This window comes from Murinocardiopsis flavida, assembly GCF_003014485.1.
In the GTDB taxonomy this organism is placed as follows: Bacteria; Actinomycetota; Actinomycetes; order Streptosporangiales; family Streptosporangiaceae; genus Murinocardiopsis; species Murinocardiopsis flavida.
Window position 1 is genome coordinate 45,307 of record NZ_PYGA01000003.1, and the last position, 15,162, is coordinate 60,468.

Consider the following 15,162-nt stretch of genomic DNA (forward strand, 5'->3'; position numbering starts at 1 on the left):
GTCGTGAACTGTTCCTCGCATCTCAACCGGGACGGTGCGGATTCACCGTCGCCTCAACGGACGATGGGCTGCGTCCTGCCGCCGCCGGCTTCGGGGTCGGGCGGGCCGTTGCCGTTGTTGTCCTCTCCGGGCGGCGGGGTCTGGCCGCCTTCGCCTCCGTCGCCGCCGCCCCCGTCGTCGGTGGGCTCCGGCGGATCGGGTGTGTCGGGCGGCTCGGTGGTGGTCTCGGTGTCCGTCGGCTCGGGTTCGTGGGTCTGTTCCGGCGGGTCCGGGTTCTCGGGCTGCTGCGCCGGAGGGTCGTCGGCCTCGGTTTCCTGGCCGCCGTCCGGTGTGGGGCTGGGGCTGGGACTGGGGGACTTGGTGGGTGTCTCGACGCCGGCCTTGCGTCCGTTGTCGCCCTGGCCTTCCCAGAGCTGCGCCGCCAGCACCACGCCGGCCACCACAACGGCGACGGCCGCGATCGCAGCGAGGACCACGGGCAGTCGCGCTCTGCGGTCGGAACCGGAGGAGAGCCTATCGGAGGAACCGGTGCCGCCCCCAGTGCCGTCGGCGGCGCGCGCCCCTTGGACCGCGCTGGGGTCGACGGCGTCGGGGCGCGTGCTGGGCGAACCGCCGTCGGCCATGCCGGCGACCATGGTCTGGTCGAGGTCGGCGATGTTCATGGCGGTGGTCGCGCCGCTCAGCACCGGCCCCTGGCCGGTGCGCAGGTGGTGCGCCAGCTGGGCGACCTCGGCCGCCGAGCCGGGGCGGTCCTCCGGGCTCTTCTCCAGCATGCGCTCCACGAGGTCGCGCACCTGCGCCGGGACGTGATCGGGCAGCGGCGGCGGGGGCTCCCTGGTGTGCGCGAGGGCGAGCGCCAGCGGGGTGTCGGAGGTGAACGGCGGGCGCCCGGCGAGGCACTCGTAGCCCACGACACCGAGCGAGTAGACGTCCGAGGTGTGCGACGCCGGGCGGCCCGATGCCTGCTCCGGCGAGATGTACTGCGCGGTGCCCATGACCATGCCGGTCTGGGTGAGGGTCACCGACTCGTTGCCGCGCGCGATGCCGAAGTCGGTCAGCTTGACCGTGCCCTCTTCGGTGACCAGCAGGTTGCCCGGCTTGATGTCGCGGTGGACGACGCCGCGCGCGTGCGCGGCCGCCAATGCCCCGGCCGCCTGCTCGATGATGTGCAGGGCGACGCCGGGTTCGAGCCCGTCGGGGCTGCGCTTGAGGATCGACGACAGCGGCTCGCCGACCACCAGCTCCATGACGAGGAACGCGTGCCGGTCCTGCTCGCCGAAGTCGTACACCTGCGCGACGCCGGGGTGCGCGAGGCCGGCGGTGATGCGCGCCTCGGCGCGGAACCGCTCGCGCGAGACGGTGTCGGCCATCTGCGCGGGATGCAGCATCTTCACGGCGACGGGGCGGTTGAGGAGAATGTCGGTCGCCCGCCACACCTCGCCCATGCCACCCGCGCCGATCTGCTCATCGAGCTGATAGCGGCCGCTGAGCACGGTGCCGGTGAGGTCGCCGGGGCCCGAGGGCCCCGCGCCCGCGGCGTCGTTCTCGCTCACTGGGTGATCACTGCCTCCATCATCGACTTCGCGATCGGCGCGGCGACCTCGCCGCCGCTGGCGTTGCCGTTCTCGACGACCACGGCGACGGCGACCTGGGGGTCGTCGGCCGGCGCGAAGGAAATGAACCAGTTGTGGCTGTTCGCGCCTTCGCCGGTCTCGGCGGTGCCGGTCTTGCCTGCGACCTGCATGCCGGGGATCTTCGCGTTCGGCCCGGACGCGTCGGCGCCCTCGGTGACCCCGATCATCATTTCCTTGAGCGAATCGGCCGTGCCGGAACTCACGGCGCTGGTGAGGGTCTCACCGCCGCCCTTCTCGATCCGCGACAGGTCGGGGGCCTTGGCCTCCTCGACAAGGTAGGGCTTCATGACGTCGCCGCCGTTGGCGACGGCGCCGGCGACCATGGCCATTTGCAGCGGGGTGGCGCGGACGTCGAACTGCCCGATGCCGGTCTGGCCGAGCTGCGAACCGTTCAGACCCGTAGGGTACTTGCTCGTGGCGATGTCGGTGGGGATCTTCAGGCCAGGGGTGTTGAACCCGAACTTCTTGGCCTGCTCCTCCATCTTGCCCTCGCCGAGCGAGATGGCCCAGTTGGCCATGGAGGTGTTGCAGGACATCTCGATGGAGTGCGACAGCGTGTCGGGCGAGCCGCCGTTGCAGGAGCCGCCGCCGGCGTTGGGCAGCGTGCCGCCCTGGGGCAGCGTGAGCTCGTCGGGGGCCTCTTGGGTGCTGTCGGGGCTCGCGCCGTTCTCCAGCGCTGCGGCGGCGGTCACGATCTTGAAGGTCGAGCCGGGGAAGTAGGTCTCGCTGAACGCCCGGTTGACCATGGGGCGGCTCTCGTCCTTCTCCAGCCGCTCGAAGTTCGCCGCGCGCTCCTTGTCGTTGGTGACGCTGGAGATGTCGCTGGGGTCGTAGGACGGCAGCGACGCCGAGGCGAGGACGGCGCCGGTCGTGGGGTCGAGTGCGACCGCCGCGCCGCGCTTGCCGGTGGCGCCGAGGCCGTCGATGGCCGCCTGCTGCGCCTTGGGCTGGATGGTGAGCTCCAGGCTCGCGCCCTGCTGCTCCTTGCCGGTGAGCATGTCGAGGAAGTTGCGCACGACGAGGCGGTCGTCGCTGCCGTTCAGCAGCGCGTTGTCGGCCTTCTCCAGGCCGGTGGCGCCGATGGGGGTGAACGCGCCGGTGACGTGGCCGTAGTTCTGGCCGTTCTCGTAGTGGCGCTGGTACTTGTCGTCGTTCTTGATCTTCTTGGAGTACGCGACCTTCTCGCCGCCGATGATGATCGGCCCGCGGGGCTGGACCATGCGGTCGGCGAACTGCCGGGCGTTGAACGGGTGGGTCTGGAGGTCCTCGGCCTGGATGGCCTGGATGTAGGTGACGTTGAGCAGCAGCACGCCGAACAGCGCCATGGCGAAGACGGCGAGGCGGCGGATCGGCTTGTTCATCGGGAAAACACCTGGGTTGCCCCCTCATCCTGGATCGCCTGCGGGGCAGGCTTGCGTGCGTTGTGGCTCATCCGCACCAGCAGCGCGAGCATGATGTAGCTCGATAGCAGTGCGGATCCGCCCTTGGCGACGAAGGGGATGGTGGCGCCGGTCATCGGGATGACGCGGGTGACGCCCCCGATGACGACGAAGGACTGGAACGCGATCAGGAACGAGATGCCCGACGCGAACATCTTGACGAACAGCTCCTTGGACGCCAGCGCGATGCGCATGCCGCGCTGCGCCAGGAGCGCCAGCGCCAGCAGCATCACCATGATGCCGGTGAGCCCGAGTTCCTCGCCGAACGCGGCGAAGATGAAGTCGTTCTGGATCTCGGGGACGTTGGCGGGCTTGCCGCCGCCCATGCCGGTGCCGGTGATGCCGCCCTCGGCCAGGGCGAACAGGCCCTTGACGAGCTGCTGGCTGGTGGAGCCGCCGCCGCAGAACGCATCGGGGTTGTTCAGGAACTCGTCGGTGCAGTACACCTGCGGGTTGAAGGCGTCGAGCCAGGTGACCATGCGCACCCGGAAGTGCGAGACGAACGGGTAGAGCAGGGTGCAGGCGCCGAAGAACGCGACGAGCCCGATGACGATCCACGATCCCCGCTCGGTGGCCACGTAGATCATCGCGAGGAAGGTGCCGAACAGCATCAGCGAGCTGCCGAGGTCGTTCATCAGGATGACCAGGACGACGATGCAGAACCCCCACATGACCGCCATGGGCGCGAGGTCGCGCATGCGGGGGAGGTCCATGATCTTGAAGTTGCCGACCTTGATGCGCTTGCTCGCGAGCGACAGCACATCGCGCTTTGTCACCATGTACCCCGAGAGGAAGATGACCAGCGCGATCTTGGCGAACTCCGAGGGTTGCAGCGAGTTGCCGGCGACGACGACCCACTGGCGGGCGCCGTTGATGGTGGCGCCGAGGCCGGGGATGAGCGGCAGCATCAGCAGGACGACCGCGCCCAGCGCCATGATGTACGGGTAGCGCTGGAGGACCCGCGGCTCCTTGAGGAAGTACACGATCACCGCGAAGACCACGAGGCTCAGCGCGGTCCACTGGAGCTGGCCGGAGGCGCTGCCGCTCTCCATGGCCTCTTCGAGCTTCGCGCCCGAGAGGTTGTGCCAGGTCGACTCGAACAGCCGGTACAGCATCGCCATGCCGAGGCCGTTCAGCAGCACCGCGAGCGGCAGCAGCAGGGGGTCGGCGTAGGGCGCGAAGAAGCGGATGAAGACGTGCGCGAGGATCGCCAGGCCGCCGAACAGCCCGCCGTAGAGGAACAGGTCGCCGGGCAGTTCGCCGTTGCGGGTGAGCCCGGTCTCGATCATGGCGAACAGGGTGATGCCGACCGCGACCAGCACCATCACCAGTTCGGCGTTGCGCCGCTTGACTGGGGGAAGTTGCGTGGACAGGGCGTTGGTCATCTACTGACCTCCGGTCGGTTCCTGGGCCGTCCCGGGCTCATCGGGGCCGCGGCCGGAGGAGGGCTCGTCCTTCGGCTCGCCGCCCTTGGAGTCGGAGATCCCGCACGACTGCGGCTTGGCCTCGCATGCCTCGGACTTGCCGCGGAGCTGTTCGATGCGCTTGTCGGCCCCGCCGCGCCCGCCCTCGGTGATGGGGATGGTCGCCGCGACCTGGTTGCGCTCGTTCTCCGGCAGCATCGCGATGGGGATCTCGGAGTCCTCGATCTGCGTGGAGAGGCTGTAGCCGGCGATGTCGGTGCTGATGCCCTGGTAGATGGCGACGTTCTGCTGGTCGGTCGACGGGCCGATGAAGTACTGGCTGTCGAGGTACTGCTTGCCGAAGTAGTACCCGGCCCCGGCGAGCACGGCCACGATGACGAGGAACGTGACCACCATGGGCCACCAGCGGCGGGTGCGCGGTTCGTCGTCGTCATCGTCGTCGTCGACGCCCGTGCCGCCGGGCGGCGTGCCGCCGGTGAACGCGGGGATGCGCTCCATCTCGGCGGTGTCGCCGCTGCGGCTGAGCCCTTGGGCGCGCCCGGCGGGGGTGTCGGGGGTCATGATCGGTTCGCGGCGCTGGTCGGCGGCCCCCACGACCATGATCTCGGTGGTCGCGCCGCGGGGGTCGGTCGCGGTGTCGATGACGTCGGCGACGACGGCGGTGATGTTGTCGGGGCCGCCGCCCCGGTTCGCGAGGTCGATGAGCCGGCGCGCGACGGCGTCGGGGTTGGCCTCGCCCACCAGGGTGTCGTTGATGGTCTCGGCGCTGACCACGCCGGAAAGGCCGTCGGAGCAGAGCAGGTAGCGGTCGCCCACGCGCGCTTCGCGCACCGAGACGTCGGGGTCGACCCGGCTGCGGCCGTCGAGCGCGCGCAGCAGGAGCGAGCGCTGCGGGTGGGTGGCGACCTCGTCCTCGGTGATCTTGCCTTCGTCGACGAGGGTCTGGACGAGGGTGTGGTCGTGGGTGATCTGCCCGAACTCGTCGTCGCGGAGGAGGTAGGCCCGGGAGTCCCCGACGTGCAGCAGGGCGACCCGCGCGCCGGACCACAGCATGGCGGTCAGCGTGGTGCCCATGTTCTCCAGTTGCGGCTCCTCGGCCACGCGCTCGGAGAGCTGGGTGTTGGCCTGCTCGACAGCTCGCTCCAGTGCGTCGACCATCTCGTTGCCGGGGCCGTCGTCGTCGAGCGGCGTGAGCGCGGAGATGGCGATGGCGCTGGCGATCTCGCCGCCGGCGTGCCCGCCCATGCCGTCGGCGACCGCGAGGAGGTTCGGTCCGGCGTAGGCGGAGTCTTCGTTGCCTTCTCTGAGGCAACCCACGTCGGAGTACGCCGCGTATCGGAGAGCGATTGTCATTTGCGCAGTTCCAGGAAGGTCTTGCCAATGCGGATGGGCTGCCCGATGGTGATCGGTTGGGGGTCCTCCTTGGCCAGCCGCTGCTGGCCGAGGTAGGTGCCGTTCGTCGAGCCGAGGTCTTCGACGACCCACTGGTCGTTGGAAGAGTAGATGCGGGCGTGCCGTCCGGAGGCGTAGTCGTCGTTGATGACGAGGGTGGCGTCCTTGGCGCGGCCGATGAGGATGGGTGCCGAGCCGAGGCTCAGCGTGGTGCCGGCGAGCGGGCCCTTGGTCACGACAAGGGACTGCGGCTCGTTGCGGCGGCCCTTGGGAGCACGGGTGGGCGCCGGCTTGGCGCGCCGGGGGGCGTCGTCGCGCGACTGCCGCGCCTGCTTCGCGGATCTCTTCGACTTCTTCTTCGCCGAGGGGCCGAAGAGGTCGGTGCGGATGACACCGACCGCCATGATGACGAAGAGCCACAGCACCGCGAGGAACGCGAGCTTGATCAGCATGAGGGTCAGATCGGACATTGCAGTGCTCTTCAGCCCCTGTCGTGCTCCGGCTGGGTGAGCGGTCATCGGCGCCGCCACCGCTTTACCACGCATCGGTCGATGCCCGGGCCGCGTCGAAGAGCCGAATCGGCCCACTGGACCCGGTTATTGTGCCCGACTCGTCAAGACCTGAGGGGAGGTCTTCGTAAGTGGAGGGTTCTTCCATGGATGACACCCCGGAGATTCGAGAGATGCCGCGTTCCTTGGACGCGTAGAGCCGTGCATCCGCTCCCTCGAATCTCCGATCGGCCGTTGGTGCGGGCCCCGCTCAGTCCCTGCGGAACGTCATGATGGTCCGCCCGAGGCTGATCCGGGTCCCATCGACCAGGCGCGCGCGTTTGACCTGCTGGCCGTTGACGAACGTGCCGTTCGTCGAGCCGAGGTCGACCAGTACGGCGTCGACGTCCTCGACCCGGATCTCGGCGTGGTGCCGTGAGACGCCGTTGTCCACCAGCCGGAGGTCGCAGTCGGTCCCCCGGCCCAGCAGCGTCACCTGCGCGTTCAGTTCGTACGACTGCTGCATGCCCTGTGAGGCGGGGTCGCCTTCGCGGGCGTTGCCCGGTGACAGCAGCAGCCGCGGGTGGCCCTGGGCCGGCGGCGCTTCGCGGTGCTGGTCGACGACCGGCTGCCGAATCTCCCCGCTTTCGACCGTGGACCCGCGGATGACGCCGGACCGGATGCGGAATCGCCCGGTCTGTAGGTCGTCGGACGCGTCGAAGCGGACCCGTACCGGGCCCACGAACGAGTAGCCCTGCTCGGTGGCGTATTCACGCGCCAACTTCGACAGTTCCTGTCCAAGGCTTTCGCCCAGAACCTCCAGCCGCTCCTTGTCGCTGCTCGAAAGCTCGACAACGAAGTCGTTGGGCACCAGTGTGCGGCCCTGGGCGACGATCGCGGCGCGTTCGTCCATCTCCCGCTGCACGGCGCTGGCCACCTCGACGGGCTGGAGTTCCGATTTGAAAGCCCGCGCGAAGGTGCCTTCGATCATGCCTTCGAGCCGTCGCTCGAAGCGTTGGAGCACTCCCACGAGGTCCCTCCCTTACTCCAATCCCGATGAGACTCGATCGTATCCGTGCAATACCGCCCTCCGCTTCACCTGTGCCCGCGTATCCATGGTCGCGCCTGGTCCGGATAATCCATGCGCGACCGCGGTGATCACCGTGCTAATCTTGTACCCGTTGTCGAAAGGTTGGACCGGGACAACCGGACCTTACCGGAGGGACAACACAGGTATATGTCATCGGGCGGGTGGCGGAACGGTAGACGCGCACGGTTCAGGTCCGTGTGTCCTAACGGATGTGAGGGTTCAAATCCCTCCTCGCCCACAGAGTCGGGCCGGTCGGTTCGGCCGGTGAGCAAGGCCCCGGTGACCTGGATCAGTTCCAGGTTACCGGGGCCTTCGCCGTTTTTCCGCCAGGCGCACGGTCCCCGCCGGTTCGCGGGCGCGGCGGGACCCGTGCGCTCGGGCTCTTAGGGGGCCAGGACCGAGCCCATTTCCTTGTAGCGGTTCAGTTCGCAGCCGCCGGCCTTGGTGAACTCCGTGTCGATCTTGTCGCCGTCGAGGCGCCCTGTGACCTTCGCGACCTCGGGGCCGCCCATGATCTGCGTGCAGGGCTTGTTCTCGGGGACCGGGGCGAACCCCTTGGTGCCCACCTTGTCGAGCTTCGCGCAGGCGGCCTTGGGGTCGGGGTGGTCGCCGCCGACGGGCGAGCACGTGAGGGTCCAGGTGGCCGGCTTCACGGCGGCCCCCGCTCCCTGCTCGGCGTCGTCGACCTTGATGTCGATGGTCAGGTCGGTCTTGGCGGCGGAGCCGCCGTCGTCGGGGCTCTTGGACGGCTCGCCCTTGCCGGGCGCGTCCGTCGCGGATTCGGTCGGGGATTCGGACGGGGCGGCGGAGCCAGGGGACTCCGAGGCGGACTCCGCGGGACCGGGGGCGTCGGCGACCTCGCCGGCGCCGTTGCCGCAGCCGCCGGCGAGGAAGCCGAGGGCGGCGAGCGCGGCGGCCGGGACCAGCGCGGTCGTCCTGCTGTACGTGCGCATACCCTGTTGGACGCGGAGGGCGCGGCCGGGGTTCCACCCGCCGGCACTCCGCGGGCCGTGGCGCACGGCCGCGCATCACAGCGACGGAAGGATCACCGCGTGTTCGGATCGAGCGTGCCGGTGGTGGAGGTCTCCACCGTCCCGGCCGACGGCTACCTGCTCGATGTCAGGGAGGCCGACGAATGGCGGGCAGGGCACGCGCCCAGCGCCGTGCACATCCCGTTGGGCGAGCTCGCCCAGCGTGCCGCCGAGGTGCCGCGCGACCGCCAGGTCTACGTCGTGTGCCGGGTCGGCGGCCGCTCGGCCCAGGCCGTGCGGGCCCTCAACGACGCCGGCTGGACCGCTGCGAACGTCGCCGGGGGCATGAGCGCCTGGGCGCTCGCGGGGCGCGACATGACCAGTGACACCGGAGCCGACCCCGCCGTCGTCTGACCCCCGGCCCCCGCGTGCGTCATGCCGCCGCGCCCTCCAGCGCCAGCAGGTGGCGCTTGACCGCCGCGCCGCCCGGGTGGGTCCCCACCTCGGCCGGGTAGCCGCGGGGGACCACCCGGTGGCACGGCAGCACCACGCACAGGGGGTTCGTCGCGAGGGTGTTGCCGATGGCCCGCACCGCGCGGCCCCTGCCGATCCGCTGGGCGAGTTCGTCTGCGGTCAGCGTCGAACCGAACGGCACCCGGCGCAGCTCCACCAGTGCCATGCGGCTGAAGTCGCTCGCCGAGCGCAGGTCGCAGGGGACCGTGAAAACCGTGAGGCGGCCGGCGAAGTACCCGTCGAGTTCGCGGCGCGCCAGGTCCAGCGCCTCGATGTCGGCCGGACCGCCGGGGGAGCCGGCCCGGTCCAGCCGCGGGATCACGGCCGACTCCGGTTCGAAGGTGCACGCGGCGAGGCCGCGGTCGGTCGCGGCGAGGAAGAGCCGCCCCACCGGTGTCTCCGCCGCCGCCCGCGCGATGTCGGCGCCCGCGGGCCGCCGGACCGGGTTCACCGTCACGTCATCCTCCTCCCGCTCGGCCGTCGCTGTGACCAGAGGATTCCATGGATTACCTGGTCAGCGGCGTACGGCGCGCAGCGGGTCACGGAACGGATCCAACCCGAGCATTCGACTGCCTCATGCGGCGGCAGCGATGGCACTATGACCACGTGACGTACAACGCTTCGGCCCTCACCGCCGAATCCGTGCTGGCGAGCGCCGCCAACGCGATCGTCGCCGTCGACAGCGACCTCCGGGTGGTGGTGTGGAACCCGGCGGCGGAGCGGATGTTCGGCTGGCGCGCCGAGGACGTCGTCGCCGACCACCCGCCGATCGTCCCGCAGGAGCTCATGGCGGAGTACCACGCGGTGCTGGAGCGGGTGCGCGAAGGCGGGCCGCTGTCGATCGTCACCAAGCGGCTGCACCGCGACGGCCGCCGCCTCGATGTCCGGGTCGACGCCAGCAGCGTCCCCGGCGCCGATGGCGGGGTCCACGGCTGGGTGTGCGCGTTCCGCAGCTACGACTCCAAGTCCGACGAGGTGCAGTCCGCCGAACGGGCGCGGCTGGTCCGCCGGCTGACCGATGTGGTCGCCGACATCAACGGCGATCTCGACCTGTCGACCGTGCTCAACCGCATCACCCACAGCCTGACCGAGCTGACCGGCGCCGACGCCGGCGGGTTCGTGCTCATCGAGGACGACAAGCTGCGGCTCGCCAGCATCACCCGCCTCTCCGAGCGGCTGCTGGACTTCTCGTCCAAGCTCGACGAGAGCCTGTTCGGGGAGTTGCTGCGCAGCGGCAAGACCGTCCTCCTCGCCAACAGCGACACCCGGAGCCTCGACGACCTGATCTGGACCGACCTGCGCGGCCTGCACACCATCGCGCTGGGGGTGTCGAACGTGCAGGGCCGCCCCTACGGCGCCCTGTACGCGCTCTACAGCAAGCGCAAGGTCGGGCACCTGGAGTTGGAGCTGCTGGAGCTGCTCGCGGCGCACGCCGGCGTCGCGCTGGGCAACGCGATGGCCTACCAGGAGATCGTGCGGCAGCGCGCCCACGAGACCGCCGTGGTCGAGGCCAGCGCCGACGGCATCGCGGTCCTCGACCGGGCGGGCAACGTCCGCAAGTGGAACCGCGCCGCCGCGGAGCTGACCGGGCTCGACACCGCCGAGGTCGTCGGGGCGCCGCCCCCGTTCCCGCTGCCCGAGGGGCCGCGCGAACCCATTTCGCACCGGCTCGCCAACGGGCGCTGGCTGGAGATCCTGGTGGCCGACATCCCCGCCACCGACGAGAGCGTGGTGGACTTCCGCGACGTCACCCAGGCCAAGGCGCTGGAGGAGGAGAAGGACCTCTTCCTCGCGACGACCAGCCACGAGCTGCGCACGCCCATCACCGTGGTGAAGGGCTTCGCGAACACGCTGACCCAGAAGTGGGGCCGGCTCAGCGAGGAGGCGCGGCTCGACGCCGTCACCATCATCGAGGAGCGCTCCACGAGCCTCAGCCACCTGGTCGAGAGCCTGCTGGTGGGGTCGAGGGCGGGGGAGGACGACCTCGACCTGAGCGCCGTGCCGTTCGACCTCGGGCGGCGGCTGCACGACGCGGTCACCGCGTTCGGGGTGCTGTCGGACCACCACGAGCTGGTGCTGGACCTGCCCGACCCGCTGCCGTACGCGCTCGGCGACCCGCCGAGCGTCGACGTCATCATGGGCCAGCTGCTGGAGAACGCGCTCAAGTACTCGCCCGGCGGCGGGCGCATCGCGGTCCGGGCCGAAACGGGAGAGACCACGGTGACCGTAACGGTCGAGGACGACGGTGTCGGGATCCGGCCCGGCGAGGAGGAGCGCGTCTTCGAGCGCTTCGTGCAGGGCGAGGTCGGCGATCGGCGCCGGTTCGGGGGCCTCGGGCTGGGGCTGTTCATCGTGCGCAGGCTCGCGCGGGCGCAGAACGGCGATATCACCGCGCGTGCGAAGGAGCCGGAGGGGACGGCGATGCGGTTCACCCTGCCGCGCCTCCCGGAGGGCGATGCCGCGGAGCCGGGGGCGCGATGAGGGGTTATGTCACGGCCCGACGCGGGTTTCCAACGGGCGTGAACGGGGCATTTCGGCCCTGGTGGGACCAGGTGGAGCCGGGTTAGGAGATGGACGTGTCGAGGGCCGTACTGCTGCCACATGCGCCGTCGAGTGTCACCGAAGCGCGCCAGCACCTGAGCTCCGACCTGCACTCGTCCGGGGTGCTGGACGCGAAGGTGGACGACGCCGCGCTGATCGTCAGTGAACTGCTGAGCAACGCGCTGCGGCACGCCGCGCCGCTGCCGCCGCCCTTCCCCGCCGAGTCGGTGCAGATCTCGTGGCGGCTCGTGATCGAGCCGCGCGCGACGGACGCCGGCGGCTGGATCGAGATCTCGGTCTGCGACGGCGGGGCCGAGACCCTGCCGCGGATCGCCCGCCCGTCGCTCTCCGCCCTCGGCGGCCGTGGGTTGGGGATCGTGCAGTGCCTGGCGGCCAAGTGGGGTACCGAGGTCGACGACGACACCACGACCGTCTGGGCGGTGGTGGAGCTCCCCGTCGAGGACCTCGACCTGGGCGGATCGGTGTCGTCGGAGCCGGCGGCGGCCGACGACCCCGCGCGCGGGGCCGGTGCCGGCACCGACCGCAGGATGGACGTCCCGACCTTCCTGTGACCGGCGGCGGGCCGGTGGCGCAGCGGGCTCCGGGGCCGCTCCGCGGGGGCCGGTTTTCCGCCCTTCCCCGGCGGCCAGGGTGCTAATCGCCGGATATCACCTCGTGTCCCGAAACACCGTTGACGAAGTGGCTAGTGTTGAAGCGGAGCGCTACAGTCTCGTCTGTGGAACTGAAGATATCGAGTCGATCTCACGATGGTTGCGCGGTGGTAACCGTGCGCGGTGAGATCGACCTGTACACGGCCCCGCAACTGCACAGCCGACTCGTCGACTCGCTCGACGACGGAGCACGCCGCCTGGTGGTGGACCTGTCGCGGGTGGATTTCTGCGATTCCACAGGCATGAACGTCCTGTTGTCCGCCATGAAGCGCGCCAGAGAACGCGACGGCGAGTTCGAGCTCGCGGCACCCCGTCCGGCGGTGATGAAGATCTTGCAGGTCACCGGGCTCGACGGAGTGTTCACGATCCTCGATTCCACCGACGCCATCCCGGTGCCGGCAGGGACCTCAGCGGTCGAATGACCCCGGCCGCCGGCCCTGGGGCGGCGATCGCCGCCGTCATCGCCGCGCGGAACGAGGCCGACCGCGTCGCGGCCACGGTGCGCGCCGCCCGCACCCTGCCGGGCGTCGACCTCATCGTGGTCGTCGACGACGGCTCCACCGATTCCACCGTCGCCGCCGCAGCGGGTGCCGGCGCCCGCGTGCTGCGGCACGGCCGCACCCGCGGCAAGGGCGCGGCCATGGAGAGCGGGGCCGAGGGCGTCCAGCTCATCGAGGCCCACACCGCGGCGGCCGGCACCGCAGCGCTCCCCCGCCACCTGCTGTTCCTCGACGCCGATCTCGGGGCGAGCGCCGCGTTGGCGGCCCCTCTCATAGCCCCCGTCCGCGCCGGCACCGCGGCGGTCACCGTCGCGCTGCTCCCACCGTCGCGCAGCCGCATGGCGGGGCAGGGGATCATCCTGCGGCTGGCCCGCGACGGGGTCAGGCGCGCCACCGACTGGGAGCCCGAGCAGCCCTTGAGCGGCCAGCGGTGCATGACCCGCGCGGCGTTCGAGGCGGCGCGCCCGCTCGCGGCCGGGTTCGGGGTGGAGGTCGCGCTCACCATCGACCTGCTGCGCCGCGGCCACCAGGTGCTGGAGGTCGAGGTGCCGCTGGAGCACCGTCCGACCGGAACCGGCCCCGCCGCGCAGGCGCACCGCGCCCGCCAGTTGCGCGATGTCGGCCGGGCGCTCGCGGTGCGGACCGTCGTCCCGGCGGTGCGTAGCGGCGCACGCACGGCCGCGGGAAGCGCGGCCGCGTCCGTTTCGCGAGGGGTCGCCCGGGTTCGGCACGCCGTACGCGAAAAGTATCCGCACATGGACGGACGGTAACCATTACGCTCGCCGTGTGACTTTAACCATCATGGCCGTCGCAGGGGCGCTGTGCGGTATCGCCGGACTCCTCCTCAGCGGCTTCGCCTTCCAGAGGTCCCGTTCCGCCGTTGACGACTGCCGTGCCGTGGTCCAGCGGCTCGTCCCCGATTCCGGCGGCATCGACGTCCGCGCCGTCCGCGACGTCGCCGTGGTGCGCTACGACGCGCTGGAGGAGATGAGCGGCGCGCGCTCGTTCTCGATGGCGCTGCTGAGCTCCGCGGGCGACGGCGTGGTGCTCACCTCCATCAACGGCCGCACCGAGTCCCGCACCTACGCCAAGTCCGTCGCGGGCGGCGAGTCCGCCGAGGTGCTGTCACCCGAGGAGTACCGCGCAATCCGCGCCGCACGGCTCGGCCAGGGCCCCAGCGGTGCCCCGGTGTCCGGGCCGGGCCGGTCCGCCGCCGGGCCGCTCGTCCCGCCCGTGCGGGCCGCCGATCCCGAGGCCGAGGCGCCCGACGAGGCCGCCCGGCAGGTGTCCGTGGTCCCCGCCCAAGGCGAACCGGCCGAACGGGCCGAGCCGTCCGAGCCGGCCGCTGCCGACACCGAGGACGCGGACGGCGGCGCCCCGGCCGAGGCGGGGCGCGGCGCGGGCCGGCGGCGCGCGTCGTCCAAGGCCGCGAAGGGATAGCGGAGCCCGGCCGCCGCGGGGCCCAGTACCAGTTCATCGGCATCGGTGCTGGCCACGGGTATAGCCTGCGAGATATGCCGAACCGCTACGCCTATCTCGGGCCCGAGGGAACGTTCACCGAAGCCGCACTGCGGGCACTCCGGCCCGACGAGTCCGGTGAGTTCATCCCCTGCTCCGGTGTCGACGCGGTGTTCGCCGCCGTGCGCAGCGGCGCGGCCGACAGCGGTGTCGCCCCGCTGGAGAACTCCGTCGAGGGCGGGGTCACGGCCACCATCGCCGAGCTCATCAACGGCGCGCCGCTGCTCATCGCGGCCGAGGTCGCGGTGCCCGTGGAGTTCACCCTGTTCGCGCGCGAGGGTGTGCGGCTCGCCGACGTCAAACGGGTCGCCACGCACGCGCACGCCCTGGCCCAGTGCCGGGGCTGGCTCGCCGAGCACCTTCCCGACGCCGAGACGTTCACGGTGTCGTCGACCGCCGCGGCGGCCCGCGCGGTCGCCGAACCCGGCGCGCCCTACGACGCCGCCATCGCCGCGCGCGTCGCAGGGGAGCGCTACCACCTGACCGCCGTCGCCGAGGGGGTCGGCGACCGCTCCGACGCCGCCACCCGGTTCGTGCACCTGGTGCGCCCGGGGCCGCTGCCCGCGCCGACCGGCGCCGACCGCACCTCGCTGGTCGCGTTCCTCTCCGACGACCACCCCGGCGCACTGGTCGAGCTGCTCGACCAGTTCGCGGTCCGCGGGGTGAACCTGACCCGGCTGGAGTCGCGGCCCACGGGCGACGGCCTGGGCAGGTACTGCTTCTGCCTCGACGCCGACGGCCACGTCGCCGAGGCGAGGGTCGGCGAGGCCCTCATGGGCCTGCGCCGCATCTGCAAGGACATCCGCTTCCTCGGCAGCTATCCGCGCGCCGACGCCGATACCGAACTGACCCCGTTCATGCCCGCCCGGGGTACCAGCAACGCCGACTTCCACGAGGCCGAGCAGTGGCTCGCGCACATCCGCGCGGGGCAGGTGGCCTGACCCGGTTCCGGCCTGGTTCCGGCGGGGCCGCGCGACGTAT

General features: G+C 71.2%; 15 protein-coding genes and 1 tRNA gene. 8 read left to right on the plus strand and 8 right to left on the minus strand.

Features of this window, described 5'->3' with window-relative positions:
* Positions 1-53 precede the first annotated feature (53 nt).
* The 6 genes from CLV63_RS05270 to CLV63_RS05295 all read right to left on the minus strand — a co-directional run bounded on the left by CLV63_RS05270 (position 54) and on the right by CLV63_RS05295 (position 7,407).
* Entirely contained in the window at positions 54-1,553 is a 1,500-nt protein-coding gene (locus tag CLV63_RS05270) for a serine/threonine-protein kinase (RefSeq protein WP_106581763.1), read from the minus strand.
* Positions 1,550-2,995 carry a peptidoglycan D,D-transpeptidase FtsI family protein gene (locus tag CLV63_RS05275; RefSeq protein ID WP_106581764.1) on the minus strand — a complete coding sequence of 482 codons (1,446 nt, stop codon included), beginning with the start codon at positions 2,993-2,995 and terminating at the stop codon, positions 1,550-1,552. Before CLV63_RS05275 ends, CLV63_RS05270 begins: the two co-directional genes overlap by 4 nt.
* Positions 2,992-4,458, minus strand: coding sequence for an FtsW/RodA/SpoVE family cell cycle protein (locus tag CLV63_RS05280; protein ID WP_106581765.1), 1,467 nt, complete (start codon positions 4,456-4,458; stop codon positions 2,992-2,994). Before CLV63_RS05280 ends, CLV63_RS05275 begins: the two co-directional genes overlap by 4 nt.
* Entirely contained in the window at positions 4,459-5,850 is a 1,392-nt protein-coding gene (locus CLV63_RS05285) for a Stp1/IreP family PP2C-type Ser/Thr phosphatase (RefSeq protein ID WP_106581766.1), read from the minus strand.
* Positions 5,847-6,359 carry an FHA domain-containing protein FhaB/FipA gene (locus CLV63_RS05290; protein ID WP_170134154.1) on the minus strand — a complete coding sequence of 171 codons (513 nt, stop codon included), beginning with the start codon at positions 6,357-6,359 and terminating at the stop codon, positions 5,847-5,849. The genes CLV63_RS05285 and CLV63_RS05290 overlap by 4 nt, the downstream gene beginning before the upstream one ends.
* Before the next feature lie 289 nt (positions 6,360-6,648).
* Positions 6,649-7,407, minus strand: a complete 759-nt coding sequence (locus tag CLV63_RS05295; protein ID WP_449288800.1) for an FhaA domain-containing protein — start codon at positions 7,405-7,407, stop codon at positions 6,649-6,651.
* A gap of 215 nt (positions 7,408-7,622) precedes the next feature.
* Here CLV63_RS05295 and CLV63_RS05300 point away from each other — a divergent pair.
* Positions 7,623-7,705 (plus strand) — tRNA-Leu (locus tag CLV63_RS05300).
* A gap of 145 nt (positions 7,706-7,850) precedes the next feature.
* Here CLV63_RS05300 and CLV63_RS05305 read toward each other — a convergent pair.
* Entirely contained in the window at positions 7,851-8,420 is a 570-nt protein-coding gene (locus tag CLV63_RS05305) for an SSI family serine proteinase inhibitor (protein ID WP_106581768.1), read from the minus strand.
* A gap of 99 nt (positions 8,421-8,519) precedes the next feature.
* Between CLV63_RS05305 and CLV63_RS05310 the strand changes: the two genes are divergently transcribed.
* Positions 8,520-8,852, plus strand: a complete 333-nt coding sequence (locus CLV63_RS05310) for a rhodanese-like domain-containing protein (protein WP_106581769.1) — start codon at positions 8,520-8,522, stop codon at positions 8,850-8,852.
* A gap of 19 nt (positions 8,853-8,871) precedes the next feature.
* Here the strand turns inward: CLV63_RS05310 and CLV63_RS05315 are convergent, their stop codons facing one another.
* Positions 8,872-9,408 carry a methylated-DNA--[protein]-cysteine S-methyltransferase gene (locus CLV63_RS05315; protein WP_211301173.1) on the minus strand — a complete coding sequence of 179 codons (537 nt, stop codon included), beginning with the start codon at positions 9,406-9,408 and terminating at the stop codon, positions 8,872-8,874.
* Positions 9,409-9,557: 149 nt separating this feature from the next.
* Here CLV63_RS05315 and CLV63_RS05320 point away from each other — a divergent pair, with 149 nt between their 5' ends.
* The 6 genes from CLV63_RS05320 to pheA all read left to right on the plus strand — a co-directional run bounded on the left by CLV63_RS05320 (position 9,558) and on the right by pheA (position 15,122).
* Positions 9,558-11,432: a PAS domain S-box protein gene (locus tag CLV63_RS05320; RefSeq protein WP_245928591.1), complete on the plus strand. Its 1,875-nt coding sequence runs from the start codon at positions 9,558-9,560 to the stop codon at positions 11,430-11,432.
* Positions 11,433-11,521: 89 nt separating this feature from the next.
* On the plus strand, positions 11,522-12,064 hold the full coding sequence (locus CLV63_RS05325) for an ATP-binding protein (RefSeq protein WP_106581771.1): 543 nt from the start codon (positions 11,522-11,524) through the stop codon (positions 12,062-12,064).
* A 164-nt stretch (positions 12,065-12,228) separates the two neighbouring features.
* Positions 12,229-12,585: an STAS domain-containing protein gene (locus tag CLV63_RS05330; RefSeq protein ID WP_106581772.1), complete on the plus strand. Its 357-nt coding sequence runs from the start codon at positions 12,229-12,231 to the stop codon at positions 12,583-12,585.
* Positions 12,582-13,433 carry a glycosyltransferase gene (locus tag CLV63_RS05335; protein WP_106581773.1) on the plus strand — a complete coding sequence of 284 codons (852 nt, stop codon included), beginning with the start codon at positions 12,582-12,584 and terminating at the stop codon, positions 13,431-13,433. The genes CLV63_RS05330 and CLV63_RS05335 overlap by 4 nt, the downstream gene beginning before the upstream one ends.
* A gap of 16 nt (positions 13,434-13,449) precedes the next feature.
* Positions 13,450-14,103 (plus strand): DUF4446 family protein, encoded by a 654-nt coding sequence (locus CLV63_RS05340; RefSeq protein ID WP_245928592.1) that lies wholly within the window; start codon positions 13,450-13,452, stop codon positions 14,101-14,103.
* 74 nt (positions 14,104-14,177) lie between these two features.
* Positions 14,178-15,122: a prephenate dehydratase gene (gene pheA / locus CLV63_RS05345; protein WP_106581775.1), complete on the plus strand. Its 945-nt coding sequence runs from the start codon at positions 14,178-14,180 to the stop codon at positions 15,120-15,122.
* Positions 15,123-15,162: the final 40 nt, after the last annotated feature.

Bases quoted from the DNA above. Each gene is read 5' to 3' on its own strand.
- CLV63_RS05275 (WP_106581764.1), bottom strand. From the start codon at position 2,995: ATGAACAAGCCGATCCGCCGCCTCGCCGTCTTCGCCATGGCGCTGTTC.
- CLV63_RS05280 (WP_106581765.1), bottom strand. From the start codon at position 4,458: ATGACCAACGCCCTGTCCACGCAACTTCCCCCAGTCAAGCGGCGCAAC.
- CLV63_RS05285 (WP_106581766.1), bottom strand. From the start codon at position 5,850: ATGACAATCGCTCTCCGATACGCGGCGTACTCCGACGTGGGTTGCCTC.
- CLV63_RS05290 (WP_170134154.1), bottom strand. From the start codon at position 6,359: ATGTCCGATCTGACCCTCATGCTGATCAAGCTCGCGTTCCTCGCGGTG.
- CLV63_RS05305 (WP_106581768.1), bottom strand. From the start codon at position 8,420: ATGCGCACGTACAGCAGGACGACCGCGCTGGTCCCGGCCGCCGCGCTC.
- CLV63_RS05325 (WP_106581771.1), top strand. From the start codon at position 11,522: ATGGACGTGTCGAGGGCCGTACTGCTGCCACATGCGCCGTCGAGTGTC.
- CLV63_RS05335 (WP_106581773.1), top strand. From the start codon at position 12,582: ATGACCCCGGCCGCCGGCCCTGGGGCGGCGATCGCCGCCGTCATCGCC.
- pheA (WP_106581775.1), top strand. From the start codon at position 14,178: ATGCCGAACCGCTACGCCTATCTCGGGCCCGAGGGAACGTTCACCGAA.